This window comes from Gilliamella sp. wkB292 (assembly GCF_001690235.1).
In the GTDB taxonomy this organism is placed as follows: Bacteria; Pseudomonadota; Gammaproteobacteria; order Enterobacterales; family Orbaceae; genus Gilliamella; species Gilliamella apicola_F.
This window is the reverse complement of record NZ_LZGO01000027.1, coordinates 1-18,156: the sequence shown is the minus strand read 5'-3', so window position 1 is coordinate 18,156 and position 18,156 is coordinate 1. Positions and strand designations below refer to the sequence as shown.

General features: G+C 36.1%; 16 protein-coding genes. 3 read left to right on the top strand and 13 right to left on the bottom strand.

Annotated features, from left to right (window positions below; genetic code table 11):
* Window positions 1-94: 94 nt before the first annotated feature.
* The 5 genes from A9G09_RS02475 to purH form a co-directional block, all read right to left on the bottom strand.
* Window positions 95-718: a hypothetical protein gene (locus A9G09_RS02475; RefSeq protein WP_065633335.1), complete on the bottom strand. Its 624-nt coding sequence runs from the start codon at window positions 716-718 to the stop codon at window positions 95-97.
* Window positions 719-722: 4 nt separating this feature from the next.
* Entirely contained in the window at window positions 723-1,478 is a 756-nt protein-coding gene (gene rlmB / locus A9G09_RS02470) for a 23S rRNA (guanosine(2251)-2'-O)-methyltransferase RlmB (RefSeq protein WP_065633334.1), read from the bottom strand.
* Complete coding sequence (gene rnr, locus A9G09_RS02465) at window positions 1,479-3,869, bottom strand: ribonuclease R (protein ID WP_065633333.1); 2,391 nt, start codon at window positions 3,867-3,869, stop codon at window positions 1,479-1,481.
* Between the two features lie 242 nt (window positions 3,870-4,111).
* Complete coding sequence (gene purD / locus A9G09_RS02460) at window positions 4,112-5,404, bottom strand: phosphoribosylamine--glycine ligase (RefSeq protein ID WP_065633332.1); 1,293 nt, start codon at window positions 5,402-5,404, stop codon at window positions 4,112-4,114.
* Between the two features lie 115 nt (window positions 5,405-5,519).
* Entirely contained in the window at window positions 5,520-7,112 is a 1,593-nt protein-coding gene (purH, locus tag A9G09_RS02455) for a bifunctional phosphoribosylaminoimidazolecarboxamide formyltransferase/IMP cyclohydrolase (RefSeq protein ID WP_065633331.1), read from the bottom strand.
* A gap of 249 nt (window positions 7,113-7,361) precedes the next feature.
* Between purH and idnO the strand changes: the two genes are divergently transcribed.
* The 3 genes from idnO to A9G09_RS02440 all read left to right on the top strand — a co-directional run bounded on the left by idnO (window position 7,362) and on the right by A9G09_RS02440 (window position 10,633).
* Entirely contained in the window at window positions 7,362-8,126 is a 765-nt protein-coding gene (gene idnO / locus A9G09_RS02450) for a gluconate 5-dehydrogenase (protein ID WP_065633330.1), read from the top strand.
* A gap of 120 nt (window positions 8,127-8,246) precedes the next feature.
* Window positions 8,247-9,497 (top strand): MFS transporter, encoded by a 1,251-nt coding sequence (locus tag A9G09_RS02445; protein ID WP_065633329.1) that lies wholly within the window; start codon window positions 8,247-8,249, stop codon window positions 9,495-9,497.
* 143 nt (window positions 9,498-9,640) lie between these two features.
* The gene (locus A9G09_RS02440; protein ID WP_065633328.1) at window positions 9,641-10,633 is read left to right on the top strand and encodes a substrate-binding domain-containing protein; all 993 of its coding nucleotides are present in this window, start codon (window positions 9,641-9,643) and stop codon (window positions 10,631-10,633) included.
* Between the two features lie 70 nt (window positions 10,634-10,703).
* Here A9G09_RS02440 and era read toward each other — a convergent pair whose 3' ends face one another.
* The 8 genes from era to A9G09_RS02400 all read right to left on the bottom strand — a co-directional run.
* Complete coding sequence (gene era, locus A9G09_RS02435; protein ID WP_065633327.1) at window positions 10,704-11,609, bottom strand: GTPase Era; 906 nt, start codon at window positions 11,607-11,609, stop codon at window positions 10,704-10,706.
* Window positions 11,606-12,283, bottom strand: coding sequence for a ribonuclease III (rnc, locus tag A9G09_RS02430; protein ID WP_065633372.1), 678 nt, complete (start codon window positions 12,281-12,283; stop codon window positions 11,606-11,608). The genes era and rnc overlap by 4 nt, the downstream gene beginning before the upstream one ends.
* A gap of 8 nt (window positions 12,284-12,291) precedes the next feature.
* Window positions 12,292-13,293 (bottom strand): signal peptidase I, encoded by a 1,002-nt coding sequence (gene lepB / locus A9G09_RS02425; RefSeq protein WP_065633326.1) that lies wholly within the window; start codon window positions 13,291-13,293, stop codon window positions 12,292-12,294.
* Between the two features lie 20 nt (window positions 13,294-13,313).
* Window positions 13,314-15,110, bottom strand: coding sequence for a translation elongation factor 4 (gene lepA / locus A9G09_RS02420; protein ID WP_065633325.1), 1,797 nt, complete (start codon window positions 15,108-15,110; stop codon window positions 13,314-13,316).
* A gap of 156 nt (window positions 15,111-15,266) precedes the next feature.
* Entirely contained in the window at window positions 15,267-16,202 is a 936-nt protein-coding gene (locus A9G09_RS02415) for a MucB/RseB C-terminal domain-containing protein (protein ID WP_065633324.1), read from the bottom strand.
* Between the two features lie 54 nt (window positions 16,203-16,256).
* Complete coding sequence (locus A9G09_RS02410; RefSeq protein ID WP_065633323.1) at window positions 16,257-16,817, bottom strand: RseA family anti-sigma factor; 561 nt, start codon at window positions 16,815-16,817, stop codon at window positions 16,257-16,259.
* Between the two features lie 42 nt (window positions 16,818-16,859).
* On the bottom strand, window positions 16,860-17,435 hold the full coding sequence (gene rpoE / locus A9G09_RS02405; RefSeq protein ID WP_065633322.1) for an RNA polymerase sigma factor RpoE: 576 nt from the start codon (window positions 17,433-17,435) through the stop codon (window positions 16,860-16,862).
* A gap of 207 nt (window positions 17,436-17,642) precedes the next feature.
* Window positions 17,643-18,156, bottom strand: a 514-nt coding sequence (locus A9G09_RS02400; protein ID WP_176700935.1) for a class I adenylate cyclase, incomplete at its 5' end; no start/stop codon positions are given.

The following is an 18,156-nucleotide window of genomic DNA, read 5'->3' as shown; positions in this document are numbered from 1 at the left end:
ACGTCGGCTTTTTTATTTTTTTAAAACAACATGAATATTATTTAAAAAAGCGTTGTTATAAGTATCTATAAAAAATTAATTAACTTGATTAAAATTATTTAGCTTTATTTTTTTTATTAAATTTTTTTAAAATAATCGACACTAATGGCCTATGGCATTTATATATCATATCAGGTGAAACCATGATCAACTCGGCAAGTGGCACTGTCCAATCGGGTATGTCGGTATTGTCTGAATGCTTATCATCTATTGGAGTCTCAATAGCATAACGCTGCGTATTGGCAAATAACGGTTGTTTTTCAGCGATATCATTATCATCTTCATCACTGAGCATTTTGCAATTATCCAGTACTTGCTGTGCGAAGATATCTGGCCAATTTTCTGCAACATTTTTCATTTTCACAAAATCAGAAATATGTCTTAGCATGTCACGAAACAGTAGCAAATAGACCATTTGAACATTACGTCCCGATAGATTTGCTAACTGCTCGTTAGTTAAAACTTTGTTGATAACACTTGGACCCCACTTAAAAAACAGCGTATCTTTGTACATATTTACGATCGTTTTAATTGGACGGTACTGTGTTTTAACTAACTTATCAATTTCATGTGAAATTTGCAGAGTTGGATAACCAACCCTGTTACGTCCATTAAGATCCCGCTCAGACAGCGGTTTTTGTTGTTTTTTGGGCAAGAGTTTTTTTAACAATCCTAACATATTGTTATCCTTGTGATTGTCCTTTTTGCCGAACAATTTCAAATAAGCAAATGCCTGTAGCTACCGATACATTAAGCGATGAGACAATTCCTGCCATCGGTATACTCACAAGTTCATCACAATGTTCTTTCGTCAATCGACGCATGCCTTCTCCTTCTGCGCCCATGACTAAAGCAAGAGAGGTTGGTTTAGTAAAAAAATTGTTTTGATAAAGTGTTTTATCTGCTTCACCAGCAGTACCCACAATCCAAACTTGATATTCATCTTGCAACATACGCATTGTACGCGCTAAATTGGTCACTCTAACCACCGGCACACTTTCAGCCGCACCACAAGCAACTTTTTGTGCTGTAGAGTTTAGCGAAGCGGAGCGATCTTTAGGCACAATAATAAAATTAACACCAGCAGCATCAGCCGTTCGTATACAGGCACCTAAATTATGCGGATCAGTGACACCATCTAAAATCAATATAACGGGATTCGATTGTTGCTCCATCAACAATGGAATATCATTTTCTTGATAACTTCGACAAGGTTTTACCATAGCTAAAATACCTTGATGAACACCGTTTTTAGATTTTTCATCAAGCCATTGACGGTTGGTTATTTTCACCGGTAAACCTAACTGTTCAAGTTGATGAACCAGTGAAATAAGGCGTTTATCTTCTCGACCTTTAATAATAAATACTTCAATAATTCTTTCGGGCGCACGGTTAAGCAGTGCTTCAATGGCATGAATGCCATAAACTGTTTCACTCATCTATTTGCTACTCTTTTTTCGTTTATTACTGGTTTTTGACTTTGCTCGGTTACTGTTTTTACTTTTAGGTTTACTTTCAATTTTACTTTTAGATTTTTCACTATTTTTGCTGGTAGATTTTTTACTTTTGCGCTTAACAGGTCCATCAATTTTTGGCTTTTTCTGTTCTTGTTTCGATTTAGTCTTCGCTGTTTTACCTTGACGCATTGGTTTATTATTGCTGCCCACCAATGAAAAATCAATTTTACGCTCTTCTGGATTAACATTGTCCACTTTAACTTGGACTTTATCACCCAGACGATAACTGTAACGAGTATTTTCGCCAATTAAACGATTACGTGATGGATCAAAAATATAATAATCGTTTTCTAGCGAGGATACATGAACCAAACCATCAATAAACAGATCATCTAAACGGACAAAAAAGCCAAAATTAACCACACTTGAAATAGTGCCATTAAATACTTCACCAACATGATCTTGCATATAATCGCATTTAAGCCAATCGACAACATCGCGTACTGCTTCATCAGCTCGCCGTTCAGTCATTGAGCAATGCTCGCCAAAATAGAGCATTTCATTCATAGTATAAAGGTGTCCACCTGTTTTACTGGTTTTATCAAGCTCGTTGGCTAAAATCCATTTAATCGTACGATGCAATAATAAGTCAGGATAGCGACGAATTGGCGAAGTAAAGTGTGCATATTCATCTAACGCTAAACCAAAATGGCCTCGATTTTCTGGATCATAGATAGCCTGCTTCATGGAACGAAGTATCACCGTTTGTAGCATTTCGTGATCAGGGCGTTCTTCAATTGCTAACATCAATTGAGCAATATCTTTAGATTTAGGATTAGTACCGCCACCCAGTGATACGCCTAATTCACTCAAAATACTTCGCAAATTATTCATGCGATCTTCATCGGGTTTATCATGGACGCGAAACAGTGAAGGCACGTTTGCCTTAATAACCAATTTGGCCGCAGCCACATTAGCTAAAATCATGCACTCTTCAATAATTTTATGGGCAACATTACGCTGTACGAGCTCAATACTTTCAATGCGCTTATCGGCATTAAAAATAAATTTTGGTTCTTCTGACTCAAAACCTATCGCACCACGCAAGACTCTTGAATTATCGAGCACCTTATATAATCCATAAAGATTTTCTAGATGAGGGACTAAATCATGATAATGTTCTTGTAACTCGCGATCACCCTCTAAAATTTTAGCCACTTTAGTATATGTTAGCCGAGCATGCGAATTCATTACCGCTTCATAAAATTGATAACTTGTTAATCGACCTTTGTTTGATACCGTCATTTCACAAACTAAACATAACCGATCAACTTGTGGATTGAGTGAACAAAGCCCATTAGATAGCTCTTCTGGTAACATTGGCACAACGCGTGACGGGAAATAAACCGAGGTACCACGTAAGCACGCTTCTTTATCAAGCGGTTTACCGGGACGAACATAGTAACTAACATCTGCAATGGCGACCCATAATCGATAGCCTCCACCTCGATTTTTTTGACAATACACCGCATCATCAAAATCACGAGCATCTTCACCATCAATAGTCACTAAAGGAAGGTCTCGTAAGTCTTTACGACCTTTTTTCGCACTTTCTGGAACGTGATCGCTAAATTTACTCACTTCTTTTTCGACAGGTTTAGGTAATTCATAAGGAATTTCATGATTACGTAGTGCAATATCGATAGCTAAATTGGTCCCCATGATTTCACCAAGAACCTCTTTAATAATACCGACTGCTTTTTGGCGGCGTTCAGGGCGTTTTTGCAACTCAACCACCACCACTGCGCCCATACGCACAGTGAGATTAGGTTTGCCAGCAATTAAAATATCGAAGTTTAAACGGCTATCATCCGGTACTACAAACCCAACACCTTGTTCAATAAAATAACGCCCGACAATTTGGTTACTACGAGGTTCTAAAATACGAACAACACGCGCTTCTGTTTTTCCACGATATTGATTACCCATTGGTTGAGCTAAAATGACATCACCTTGCAGTACCTTTTTCATCTGATCCGGCGATAAAAAGTAATCTTCTGGTTGACCTTCTACACGCAAAAAACCAAACCCATCACGATGCGCAATGACACTGCCTTTAACCATCGCAAATTTTTCTGGCAAGGCGTAGCATTTACGGCGTGTAAATACCACTTGCCCATCACGCTCCATTGCGCGCAAACGACGATGTAATGCAACTTTTTGCTCTTCATTTTTAATTGCAACAGCCTGCGCAATTTTCTCTAAACTTGCGGGTTTGGCTTCTTTAGTTAAATAATCCAAAATAAGTTCGCGGCTCGCTATGGGAGATTCATATTTTTCTGCTTCTCGATCAAAGAAGGGATCTTTTATCATAAGGGATATCCGGTGATCTAATATTGCTGTTAGCATAACATAGAGTGGTATAACTTAAAACGAACATTATTGATCTGGCAGGAATAATCTTTACCTACCTTACTGATTAAAAATAGAAGTATTTCTATTGATTTTATTTAATTTTTTTAAAGTTATTACTATGATTTTTTTATTATGTTTTTTTATTTCGCCTACATTAAAAATATGGCGCTGTTATTAGCGCCATCATTGTATAGTGTCATTTATTGATTGAGCTTTTCTCGTTCAATTGCCCGATAACCAATATCTTTACGATAAAAACAACCATGCCAATAAATATCTTTAATTTGTTCATAAGCGCGCTTCTGTGCTTCAAGCACTGTATTACCTAAAGCTGTTACGCAAAGAACTCGACCACCATTGGTATAAACGCGTCCTTTTTCTAAACTGGTGCCAGCGTGAAATATTTTACAATCTTGAGTTGATTCTGTTGGTAAACCAAGAATGACATCTTGGGTATTATATTCACCAGGATAACCACCGGCGGCCAATACAACACCTAAGGCAGGTCTTGGATCCCATTTCGATTTGACGGTATCTAATTTACCATCCACAGCTGCAAGGCAAAGTTTCACTAAATCAGATTGCAGTCTCATCATAATAGGTTGCGTTTCAGGATCACCAAATCGACAATTAAATTCAATGACTTTAGGATTACCTTCTTTGTCAATCATTAACCCAGCATATAAAAAGCCAACATAAACATTACCTTCCTCAGCCATACCATTGATTGTCGGGTAAATAATTTGATCCATCACTCGCCTGAAAACTTCATCAGTAACAACAGGGGCTGGCGAATAAGCGCCCATACCACCAGTATTTAAACCAACATCACCATCACCAACACGTTTATGATCTTGGCTCGTTGCCATAGGTTCGACATTTTTACCATCAACCATGACAATAAAGCTGGCCTCTTCACCTTCTAAAAACTCTTCAATGACAACTCGGTGCCCAGCATCACCAAAGGCATTACCCGCTAACATATCGCGCACTGCATCTTCAGCTTCTTTTATAGTCATTGCAACAATCACCCCTTTACCTGCCGCTAGGCCATCGGCTTTAATAACAATTGGCGCGCCTTTTTGACGAATATATTCAATGGCCGGAGTAACTTCGGTAAAATTTTGATACTCTGCAGTAGGTATATGATGTCTGGCTAGAAAATCTTTAGTAAATGCTTTAGATCCTTCTAATTGTGCGGCAGATTTTGTCGGACCAAAAATTTTTAATCCTGCTTTTTGAAAGCTATCTACCACACCTATGACTAATGGGGCTTCAGGTCCGACAATGGTTAAATCGATTTGTTCTTGCTGTGCAAAATTTAACAATCCCCCAACGTCCGTTGCTTTAATGTTAATATTTTCTAAATTCGGTTCAAGCGCAGTACCTGCATTGCCGGGTGCAACAAAGACTTTTGAAACTAATGGTGATTGTGCGACTTTCCAAGCTAGAGCATGTTCACGCCCACCATTACCAATGACTAAAACTTTCATAAAAGATCCTTTAAATACTTCAACCTAAAAAGGAAGTTGAATTTTGAGTTCTAACTAAGCTAAATATAACAATCTGCTTATTTAATCAATTCAATATTCACTAAATTAATAATTATTAATGCCTAAAATGACGCATATGGGTAAAAATCATCGCAATATTATGTTCATCTGCTGCCTGTATAACTTCGTCGTCACGAATCGATCCTCCCGGCTGAATCACACAGGTGACGCCCACCGCTGCGGCTGCATCAACACCATCTCGAAATGGGAAAAAAGCATCAGAGGCAACAACGGAACCTGCAACTTGTAAATTTTCATCTTGTGCTTTAATTCCAGCAATTTTTGCTGAGTATACTCGACTCATTTGCCCCGCACCAATACCAATTGTCATATTATCCTTGGCATAAACTATCGCATTTGATTTAACAAATTTGGCCACTTTCCAACAAAACAGTGCATCTGAAAGTTCTTTAGCTGTTGGTTTTCGTTTAGTTACTACAGTCAATTGAGTTTCATCAACTGTGCCTAAATCACGCTCTTGCACCAAAAGTCCACCGTTTACTCGTTTAAAATCTAAGCTGGCTTTAGACGATGTTGATAATTTTCCGCATTCTAGTACACGCACATTTTTCTTAGTTTGCGTAATCGCTAACGCCTCTGGCGTCACAGATGGCGCAATAATGACTTCAACAAATTGTTTATCAACAATAGCTTGTGCTGTTTTAGCATCTAATGTTCGATTAAAAGCGATAATGCCACCAAATGCCGAAGTCGGATCAGTTTTAAATGCATTTAAATACGCGGTTAAGATATTATCACTTACAGCAACCCCGCAAGGATTAGCGTGTTTTACAATCACACAAGCTGGTTCAGCAAATGATTTTACACATTCAAGTGCTGCATCTGTATCTGCAATATTGTTATAAGAAAGTGCTTTACCTTGTAGTTGTTTAGCCGTTGCAATTGAAGACTCTTGAAGATCTTCTTCAATATAAAAAGCCGCTTTTTGATGGGCATTTTCGCCATAACGCATGTCTTGTTTCTTAATAAATTGCAGATTAAGGGTTCGAGAAAATTCACCAGAAGGTTTATCGGTTTCACCATAATAAGGTGGCACTAGTCTTCCAAAATAATTAGCAATCATGCCATCATATTTAGCGGTATGTTCAAAAGCTTTAATCGCCAAATTAAACCGGTATTCGAAAGTCAGTGAATTTTGCTGTTTATCGAGCATATCAATAATTGTCGCATAATCACCACAATCAACAACAATAGCCACATCTTTGTGATTTTTAGCAGCAGATCGCACCATAGTTGGTCCACCAATATCAATATTTTCAACCGCATCTTGCAAGGTACAATCGGCTTTAGCCACGGTTTGAGCAAAAGGATATAAGTTAACCACAACCATATCGATAGGTTCGATGTGATGATTTTGCATGATTTGATCATCTATGCCACGTCGACCTAAAATTCCACCATGAATTTTGGGGTGTAAGGTTTTAACTCGCCCATCCATCATTTCAGGAAAACCCGTATAGTCAGATACTTCAGTTACCGGTATTTGATTTTCGATTAGCAATTTAGCGGTACCACCAGTGGAAAGGAGTTCTATTTTTCTAGCTGATAGCGCTTTGGCAAATTCAATGATTCCGGTTTTGTCAGAAACGCTTAATAAAGCGCGACGGATAGGACGATACTGCTGCATGAAAGGCTCCGAAGTTGATATTCTACATCCAAGTCAGTGAAGTGGTTATTATATATAAAACAAGGGTAGATGTTTAGTACTAAGTTTCTAAAAAGCCATCAAAAATTGATGACCATAATATTTGAACTTGATCACATAACTGAGATTTTCCTGCCAATTACGACTTTGCTCACTTTATTTTTTTTATTTTTAGTAATAATGTTATGCGTAACTGTTATGCATAACATTATTATGGAAAGGGAGAAAAACATGCAATCTTTATTCGATTTAAAAGGCAAACGCGCTTTAATTACTGGTTCGGCTCAAGGTATTGGCAATTTATTAGCCAAAGGGTTAGGACAATATGGTGCCAGTATCATCATCAATGATATTACCGATGAAAGAGCAAAAAATGCTGCAACACAATTAGTCCAACAAGGTATTGATGCAGTCGGTATTGGTTTTGATGTGACGAACTCAAGTTCAGTTAAACAAGCAATTGAGCATATTGAACAAGACATCGGACCAATCGATATCTTAATCAATAATGCTGGTATTCAACGACGTCATCCATTTACAGAATTTCCTGAAGCGGATTGGGACGCCATTATCAATGTTAATCAAAAAGCGGTGTTTTTAGTATCACAGCAGGTTGCCAAACATATGATTACTCGCAAGCAAGGCAAAATTATTCATATTTGTTCAATGCAAAGCGAATTAGGGCGCGACACAATTACGCCTTATGCTGCATCGAAAGGTGCGGTAAAAATGCTGGTAAAAGGTATGTGTGTTGAGCTTGCTCGTTACAACATACAAGTTAATGGTATTGGTCCAGGCTACTTTGATACTGAAATGTGTAAAGCATTAGTTGAAAATGCAGAATTCACCAAATGGCTATGCCAACGAACACCTGCTGCCCGCTGGGGAAAACCTGAAGAGCTTATTGGTTCAGCAGTATTTTTATCGTCAGCAGCATCGAACTTTGTCAACGGACATATTCTTTATGTGGATGGCGGTATGTTATCTGCGGTGTGATGTTTTTTACGGTGAGATCGTTATCAAATCACTTTTTTATCAATTTAATGCGTGTATTTGGTTTCGATATCTCCTTACCTACTGAACAATTTGCTTTATTATTAAATCACGAGAACCAATATGAATATCACTAATAAACTAGCCCCCTCTCGTTGGTGGCGATTGATGCCTATTATTTTTATTACCTATAGTTTAGCTTACTTAGATCGAGCCAATTATGGTTTTGCCGCAGCCGCCGGTATTAATAATGATCTTGGTATCACTAAAAGTACCTCATCACTGATTGGTGCCCTCTTTTTTTTAGGTTATTTTTTCTTTCAAGTCCCCGGTTCAATTTATGCAGTTAAACGTAGTGTACGGAAATTGATTTTTATTTGCCTAATTTTATGGGGAGGTTGTGCTGCATTAACCGGTATGGTTACTAATATTGCATCTTTAATGATCATCCGATTTGTTTTAGGTATTGTTGAAGCTGCCGTTATGCCTTCTATGTTAATCTACATTAGTACTTGGTTTACTAAAGCTGAGCGTTCAAAAGCCAATACGTTTTTAATATTAGGTAATCCGGTTACTGTGCTTTGGATGTCAATTGTATCAGCTCACTTAATCGATCTTTATGGTTGGCGTGAAATGTTTATTATTGAAGGACTTCCTGCCGTCCTTTGGGCGCTAATTTGGTGGATAGTCGTCCGAGATAAACCTTCACAAGTAAACTGGTTAACCGATCAAGAAAAAGCAGATTTTAAAGCGGTGATGGACAAAGAACAACAAAATATTAAACCTATGCGCAATTATGGCGAGGCTTTACGTTCTGGAAATGTCATTAAGCTTTGTGCTGTACACGCGCTATGGAGCATTGGTGTTTACGGTTTTATGATGTGGATGCCATCAATTATTAAATCTGCCGGTAATGTCGATATTGTCTCTGTTGGTTGGCTTTCAGCCATTCCATATCTTGTTGCAATTACAATGATGTTAATTGTCTCTTATTATTCAGATAAATTGCAAAACCGAAAACTTTTTGTTTGGCCTTTATTATTAATTGCAACGATCGCTTTTTTTACCGCTTATATATTAGGAAGTGAACAATTTTGGATCTGCTTTATATTATTATCAATTGCTGCTGGGTGTATGTACGCACCTTATGGTCCTTTTTTTGCATTAATCCCTGAATTATTACCAAGTAATGTGTCAGGGGTTTCTATAGGTTTAATTAACAGTTTCGGCGCACTTGGTGCATTTATTGGCGCTTGGCTTGTTGGCGTGATAAACGCAGCAACTGGCAGTGCTGGAGCCTCATATGTTTTTATGGGAGCTGCATTGATTTTATCAGTAATATTAATGGCGAGTGTGAAAGCTTCTAAACAGTAGTTATCCATTAAAAAATAAGAAGATAATAGTAACGATTATCTTCTTATTTAGTACAGCAATAATGGGATTTATTTTTTATTTTTATTTTTACTGGTAAAATGGCTAAATTCAACTGGCTTGTTTACCTATAAAAATAAAGGGTTATGAAAGATAAACGCATTAGTTTACAAGATATCGCAGATTTGACCGGCGTGACTAAAATGACTATTAGTCGCTATTTGAGAAATCCAGAACAAGTCTCTGAAAAAAACAAAGAAAAAATAGCAAAAGTTTTAAAAGAAATTAATTACATTCCTAATCTTGCACCGCAAATCATGTTAGGCTCACGCAGTAGATGTATTGGTATTGTTATTCCTTCATTTAAAAATCACATATTTTTAGAAGTGTTAGCAGGAATTGAGTCTGTTACCTCAAAGCACCATTATCAAACCATTATTACCAATTATAATTATGATAAAAAAGTCGAAGAAGAAAAAATTATCAATTTGCTATCCTATAATATTGATGCCTTGGTACTAATGGAAAAAAACCATACTAAAACAACTTTGCAGTACTTAAAAACGGCCAATATTCCTGTTGTTGAATTGATGGATGTGACTCAGCAATTTTTTGATATCCAAGTTGGGTTTGATAACGAACAAGCCGCCTTTGATATGACAATGCAAATGTTAGCTTCAGGCAAAAAAAATATTATCTACTTTAATTCTATCGCAAGTGCCCGTGATAGCCAACGCTACAATGGTTATCAACGCGCCATGAAACAATCAGGATTGATGGCGAAGCAGATTATTCCTGATGCAATATCATCAATTAATTTAGGTAAAAGTTTGTTTAACCAAGCTATCGAACAATATCCCGACCTTGATGGAATATTTTGTACTAATGATGATATGGCAATTGGTGTGTTACTTGAATGTCAAAATTATAATATTGCAGTGCCTGAACAAATTGCTATTGCAGGCTTTCATGGTTTAGAAATCGGTCGCGCTAATCAACAAAAAATAGCAACCGTTATCACACCCCGTTTTGAAATTGGAAAAGTTGCAATTGAGCTTTTATTAAAAAGGTTAGATGGAGAACAAGTCAAAAACAGTACTTGTTTAGCGTATAAAATAGAGAAAGGACAAACAATATAAAAATCAGTTAAATAAATTAAGTAATCAAACAACAAAAATAGTTTAATTACTTAATTTGAAGTGATGATAATTAATCATCACTATAACCTAAGCTTCGCAGTGCCCGTTCATCATCAGCCCAACCCGCTTTGACTTTTACCCATAGCTCTAAATGAACTTTGTTATCGAAGAAGGACTGCATATCTTTGCGCGCTTCAATGCCAATTTTTTTAATTTTTTCGCCTTTATTACCAATAACCATTTTCTTTTGGCCATCTCGTTCCACTAAAATTAAACCATTGATACGATACATACCGTTGCGTTCATCAACTTTAAATTGCTCAATTTCAACAGTAACAGAGTAAGGTAACTCATCACCTAAGAAGCGCATTAATTTTTCACGAATAATTTCTGATGCCATAAATCGTTGAGAACGATCAGTAATATAGTCTTCAGGAAAATGGTGTTCACCTTCAGGCAGGTGTTTTTTGACAATACTTTTAATAATGTCAATACCTTCCCCTTTTTCAGCACTAATAGGCACCACATCGAGAAAATCAAGTTTTTGACTGATTGCTTGAATATGGGGTAAAAGTTGCGTTTTATCCATAACATTGTCAATTTTATTAATGACAAGTAAAACCGGACATTTACACCCTTTTAACTTATTAGCAACCATCTCATCGTCATCATTCCAATGCGTACCTTCAACGACAAAAATAACTAATTCAACATCACCTATTGAGCTACTTGCTGCGCGATTCATTAAGCGATTAATTGCGCGTTTTTCTTCTATGTGTAGTCCTGGTGTATCAATGTAAATAACTTGATCATTGCCTTGCGTATCAATGCCAATAATTCGATGGCGTGTAGTTTGCGCTTTGCGCGAAGTAATTGAGACTTTTTGACCAAGTAATTGATTTAATAAAGTTGATTTACCTACATTTGGTCGGCCAACAATGGCAACAAAACCACAATGTGCTATCGTTTCTGTCATTTTATACCTAATTGATTGAGTGCTTGTTGTGCTGCGGATTGTTCAGCCTTACGTCGACTTAAACCACGCCCTAAATATTGATTTTCATCGTTTTCAATTTTACACTGAATTAAAAACTCTTGTTCATGATTGTCACCAGTCACTTCAAGTATTAAATAACATGGTCTTTCATGATGAATACCTTGTAAATATTCTTGCAAACGCGTTTTAGCATCTTTTTGTTTAATGCCTGGTTTAATTTCAGTTAAACGAGTTTGGTACCAGGCCAAAATTAATTGACGTATATTTTCAATATTGCTATCTAAATAAATTGCACCAATTATGGCTTCTACAGCATCAGAAATGATGGATTCGCGGCGAAATCCACCGCTTTTTAATTCACCTTGTCCTAAAATAAGATGATCACCTAACTTAAAGTCTTTACCAATTTCCGCTAATGTTTGACCACAGACTAAACTTGCTCGCATTTGACTTAAATCACCTTCGTCTTGTTTGATAAATCGGTGATAAAGCTCATCAGCAATAACAAAACTTAAAATAGAATCACCAAGAAACTCTAAACGTTCATTATGTAATTTATTAGCACTACGATGAGTAAGTGCTAATTCAAGTAAAGATAAATCGTTAAATTGGTAACCAATTGATTGTTGTATTTGACTAAATTTTTTCATCATCATTATTATTAATGTATACCACCAATCCGGCTGAATCTTATACCGGTAGGCCATTCATTAGGTTGTTTTTCAAAACTAATCCAAATTGCGGTTGCTCGTCCAACAAAGTTTTCTTCGGGTACAAAACCAAAGTAACGGCTATCACCACTGTTATCACGGTTATCACCCATCATAAAATAGTGTCCTTGAGGGACAACCCATGTCGCAATAGGTTGACCATCTTGATGGTAAAAATAATTTGGATCTTCTTGTGAACCTTGCGTTGTTAAAATATCGTGAGGTTGCTCGCCCAACGTTTCTTGTTGTATTTTCATATCAAGTGATACCACCGATCGTGAATTGACAATATCTTGCTTAGCATATTGTTCTAGCGTATAAAAATTCGGGTTGGCTTTCATTTCTCTGTGCACTTCTTTCCAATCGCTAGGTTTTGGTTCAGTGTAATGTAAATCTAACGGCTGAGCTTTTTGTCCAACACAATTGGAATCACTTGTTTGACAAGCAGGATAAATAAATATTTTTTTGTCATTGACTGAATAGACAATTTTATCACCAGGCAAACCCACAACACGTTTAATTAAATCCATTTGTGGAACATTTGGATGTTTAAATACCGCTACATCACCTCGCTTTGGGTGGCCAGTTGGAATCAATACTGTATTTGTGATGGGATCTCTAAGTCCATAGGAGTACTTTTGGACTGCAATAAAATCGCCGACCAGTAAAGTTTGCATCATTGAACCAGACGGTATTTGGAAAGGTTCAAATAAAAATGAACGAATCACAAATACAATAAATAAAACTGGAAAAAATGAGGATAACGTTTCTATCCAGCCATTTGGTTTTCCAACTTCAGCAAGTATTTTGCCATCAACTTCACCATTGCATTGTTGACGAACTTCTTCAACTTTTCTTTGTCTAGCTGGTTTCCATTTAAATTTTTCTAAAAACCAAAAGATTCCAGTTATAAATGTTGCTAACGTTAATATGATGGCAAATATTCCAGCCATTTTTTTACCTCTTCAACTAATTAATCTTTTCCTACATGCAAAATAGCTAAAAATGCTTCTTGCGGTAGTTCTACGTTACCTACCTGCTTCATGCGTTTTTTACCTTCTTTTTGCTTCTGTAAAAGTTTCTTCTTACGGCTTACATCACCGCCATAACATTTGGCTAATACGTTTTTGCGTAACTGTTTGACTGTTGATCGAGCAATAACATGATTACCTATAGCTGCCTGAATAGCAATATCAAATTGCTGACGAGGAATAAGATCTTTCATCTTTTCAACTAATTCACGCCCGCGATAAGGTGCATTATCTTTATGTGTAATCAGCGCTAACGCATCAACTCGCTCACCATTAATCAGTACATCTAGTCTGACCATATCAGCAACCTGAAAACGTTTAAAACTATAATCTAATGATGCATAACCACGCGAAGTTGATTTCAATTTATCAAAGAAATCTAATACAACTTCAGTCATTGGGATTTCATAAGTCAATGCAACTTGATTACCATGGTAAACCATATTAGTTTGTACACCACGCTTTTCTACACATAAGGTAATAACATTTCCTAAGTAAGTTTGCGGCACTAAAATATTACATTCAGCAATCGGTTCACGAAGTTCTTGAATATTATTTACCGCTGGTAGCTTAGCTGGGCTATCAACATAGACAATTTCATTTGATGTGGTTAAAACTTCATAAACAACAGTTGGCGCAGTCGTAATTAAATCAAGGTTGTACTCGCGCTCTAAGCGTTCTTGAATGATTTCCATGTGTAATAACCCAAGGAAACCACAACGAAAACCAAATCCTAAGGCACCTGAATTTTCTGGCTCATAAAATAATGACGCATCATTTAAGCTTAATTTACCTAATGCATCACGAAATGCTTCGTAATCGTCAGAACTTGTCGGGAATAAACCAGCATAAACTTGTGGTTTTACTTTTTTAAACCCAGGTAATGGTTTATCCGCTGGAGCCCTGGCTGAGGTTAAGGTATCACCAACAGGGGCACCTAAAATATCTTTAATTGCACAAACAACCCAGCCAACCTCACCACAGTTTAGTGAATCTTTATCAACCTGTTTCGGTGTAAAAATACCAAGGCGATCGACATTATATGTCATGCCAGTACTCATCACTTTGATTTTATCACCTTTGTGCAGTTCGCCATTTTTAATACGAATTAACGACACTACACCTAAATAGTTATCAAACCATGAGTCAATAATTAATGCTTGCAATGGCGCATTAGAATCACCTTCAGGAGGGGGAATATCTTTTACTAATTGTTCAAGTACATCAACAACACCTACCCCGGTTTTGGCTGAACATCGAACAGCATTACTTGCATCAATACCAACAATATCTTCAATTTCAGCGGCAACGCGCTCTGGTTCTGCTGCTGGCAAATCAATTTTATTCAGTACCGGAACAACTTCCAGATTCATGTCTAAAGCCGTATAACAGTTAGCAAGAGTTTGTGCTTCTACCCCTTGACCTGCATCGACAACCAACAATGCACCTTCGCAGGCGGCTAGCGAACGAGAAACCTCATACGAAAAGTCAACATGTCCAGGTGTATCGATAAAATTAAGCTGATAGGTTTGACCATCTTTAGCATGATAATCTAATGTCACACTTTGTGCTTTAATTGTGATACCTCGTTCACGCTCAAGATCCATCGAATCCAAAACTTGTGCTGCCATTTCTCGATCAGAAAGACCACCACAAATTTGAATAATACGATCTGAAAGTGTCGATTTACCATGATCAATATGAGCAATAATTGAAAAATTGCGGATATTTTTATTCATATCAATAAATTATAGTTTATATTTTAGTTATATACTGTTGATTATCCAATAATGGTTTTGACAAATAATAGAGCAATTAGATAATCACGGAAAATAGAAAAGCAACATTCTACACATTAATAGCCACTAAGCATAGTCTTATCGAAAGGTTTGCAGCTATTTCTCAACAATATTTTGAGCAATTCGTTCAATGGTAGTTTTAGGCAAGTTACCAATAATAATAATATTTTTGTTACCAATATTTGTTGAAAAAATTGTACGTCCACCTTGTTGGATAAGCTGGTTTGATTGATTTGATAAATCAGAAGAAACATTTACTGTGAACGAAAATACGCCATCCGAAAAAAGTTTCGTTGCAATATCAGAATTGTAAAAATTGACATTATAAGCAGCAACTTCTTTAAATCCTTTTGGTAACCAAGCTAATCGCCATGCATCTAACATATTGTTCTGTTTTTCAATAGACAATAAGATAGGATAAGTACGGCTATCGATATAATCTTTCATTTTTTTCTGATCAAAGTCTTCATCGATATCTACTACTTTGAGTTGATTGATAATCTCACCATCTTGATCAAGTAAATCGATTCGTATCGGTAAAAAATTCTTGTCATCTATCCAAATAATATAGCTATAGCGATCTTTATCTTTAGCAATCATTTTTATTAGCTGAACACTGCGATTGGCCGTTCTAGTTTTACCTAACTTCACAAATTCGTATACATCAGTAAGCTTAGTAAAATCATTATAAATTACATCAGGGAATGCTTCGGTTATACGAGGGCTGGTAATAGAAAAAGATGCACTATCAGGTTGAAAATAACTGGTAATATTATTGTGTAAAATAATCTCTTTTGCAGGACCTTCAAGATAAAGCAATTGCGCTTTGACCTCCTCTTTTTGTAAAGCCCCTAAATGGCTATATTCAAAGGTAGTGACATACTGATCTTTATCTTGTGAGAGGAAATGGATTTGATAACTATTTGTTTGGACAGATTTGCTCATTTTATTTAACAAATTTACTGCTTTATCGTTATCAGCAGCAAAAACAGATAATGCAAACAACATAAAAAACAGAGTAATAATAATCATTATACTCTGTTTGATTTTGCACTTAGTTAAATAGAATGAAAAATTCATATAAAATTAATACGCATTGAGCCTTTTTTGCAATTCATAATCTTGGACCAACAATCGAATTTTATCATACTGTCTTTTTTCAATTAATTGTTGATCATTGTGCTGTTGTATACCACCAACTGGCGCGACATTTACCCCAATGGGTACAGTATTTAGGACAGGCGAACCATTTGAATCATCAGATTGCCCTTGGTGATATTGAACGCCTGCAATAATCGCTAAGGTCACACAGGCTGCTAGTCCAACCTGACTTACTTTACCTAAGCAATCTTTAACTCGAATCCAAATAAGATTTTTCGCATTTGGAATATCAACGTTATTTTGATCAGGTTGATTTGGTAGAGGTGAATATAAATTATCAGCAGCGATTGCTTTTGCGACTTGATTTGAAATATCCAACGTTAATGAACTATCGTGCAATTCACCACGCATTGCAGATCTTACAATGTGATAACGATGCCAACATGCTTGTAAACTTTCATCTTTTGATACAGCATCAATGAAGTGATCATCGTTTAACTCGTCATCCATGAGTAATGAAAGTTGCTCTTTTTGTTCTATTTGCATAATAGATACCTTAAATTTATCACTGCTTATTATTAATTCATTTCAACCATTTAATAATGGTTTGATCTTTTCATCAATAATATCACGCGCTCTAAAAATACGTGATCTCACTGTTCCTACTGGTGTATCCATAATTTCAGCAATTTCCTCATAACTTAAACCGTCTATTTCGCGCAGAGTAATAGCCGTTCTTAAATCATCAGGCAAAGCTTCAATAGCTTCAAATACAACTTTTTCAACCTCTTTTGACAGGACTAAACTTTCTGGATTGTCCAGATCTCTTAAAGAATCTGCACCTTCATATCCTTCAGCTTCACTTGCATCGATATCCGAAGATGGAGGACGTCGCCCTTGAGAAATTAAATAATTTTTTGCTGTATTAACCGCTATTCGATACAACCACGTATAAAATATACTTTCACCTTTAAATAGACTTAACGATCGATAAGCCTTAATAAAAGTTTCTTGCACAACATCAGGTATTTCAGAAGCCAAAACATAGCGAGAAACCAAATGAGCGAGCTTATTTTGATAACGTAGTACAAGCAAATTGAACGCATTTTTATCTCCGTTTAATACACGATCAACTAATACTTGGTCTGTTACTTTCTCCCCCATTAAAGGCCATTCCTCATTATGTTAATAACTGCTATGTGGCCCAAAATTGCGCTTACAAACAGTTAGATTCTTAAATTTTAAAAAAGTTCCCACATTTTAATAGAAATTTTAAAAATTTACCTATTAAAATTACTTTTTTACTCTTTCTTATACTAAAACGTAATGTATATCTCAATTTTTTTTACATTAATTTTTAATTGGGATCAATTAATTTAATAAAAAGATCTCACGATCCCCATTTTCGTTATAGGTAATTTGATAAAATTGCGGAAGGTTAAAATTAACAGAGCTGCTTGTAGTAAAAGTAAAGCGATCATCAGATAAAACATAAAAATCGTTGATTGCTTTGACCATATTTTCTTTATTACCATTACAATTGCGATAGATCTCGATCTGATTATGTTCATTTAAAATATACAGATCAAAACCTGTTTGGGTATCTTCAAAGAAGAATTGTATGATGCCTTGATAAGCTACACTGTCAATTTCTTTTGGGAGTTCATTGGTTTCATCTAGAATGTTTAAAGGTCTACCTTGAACTTTGTTATTCGATACTGCACCATAAAAGTCGATAGCATTTTCAAACTGATGGAATGAAACACCTAAACGTTCAAAGAATAAATACCAAGATGCCCCATCAATTCTTAATGGTTTAACTTGAGTCGAATTATTGATAGTGGTTGTTAAACGTAATTCGACACAATCATCCATTAATTTTTTG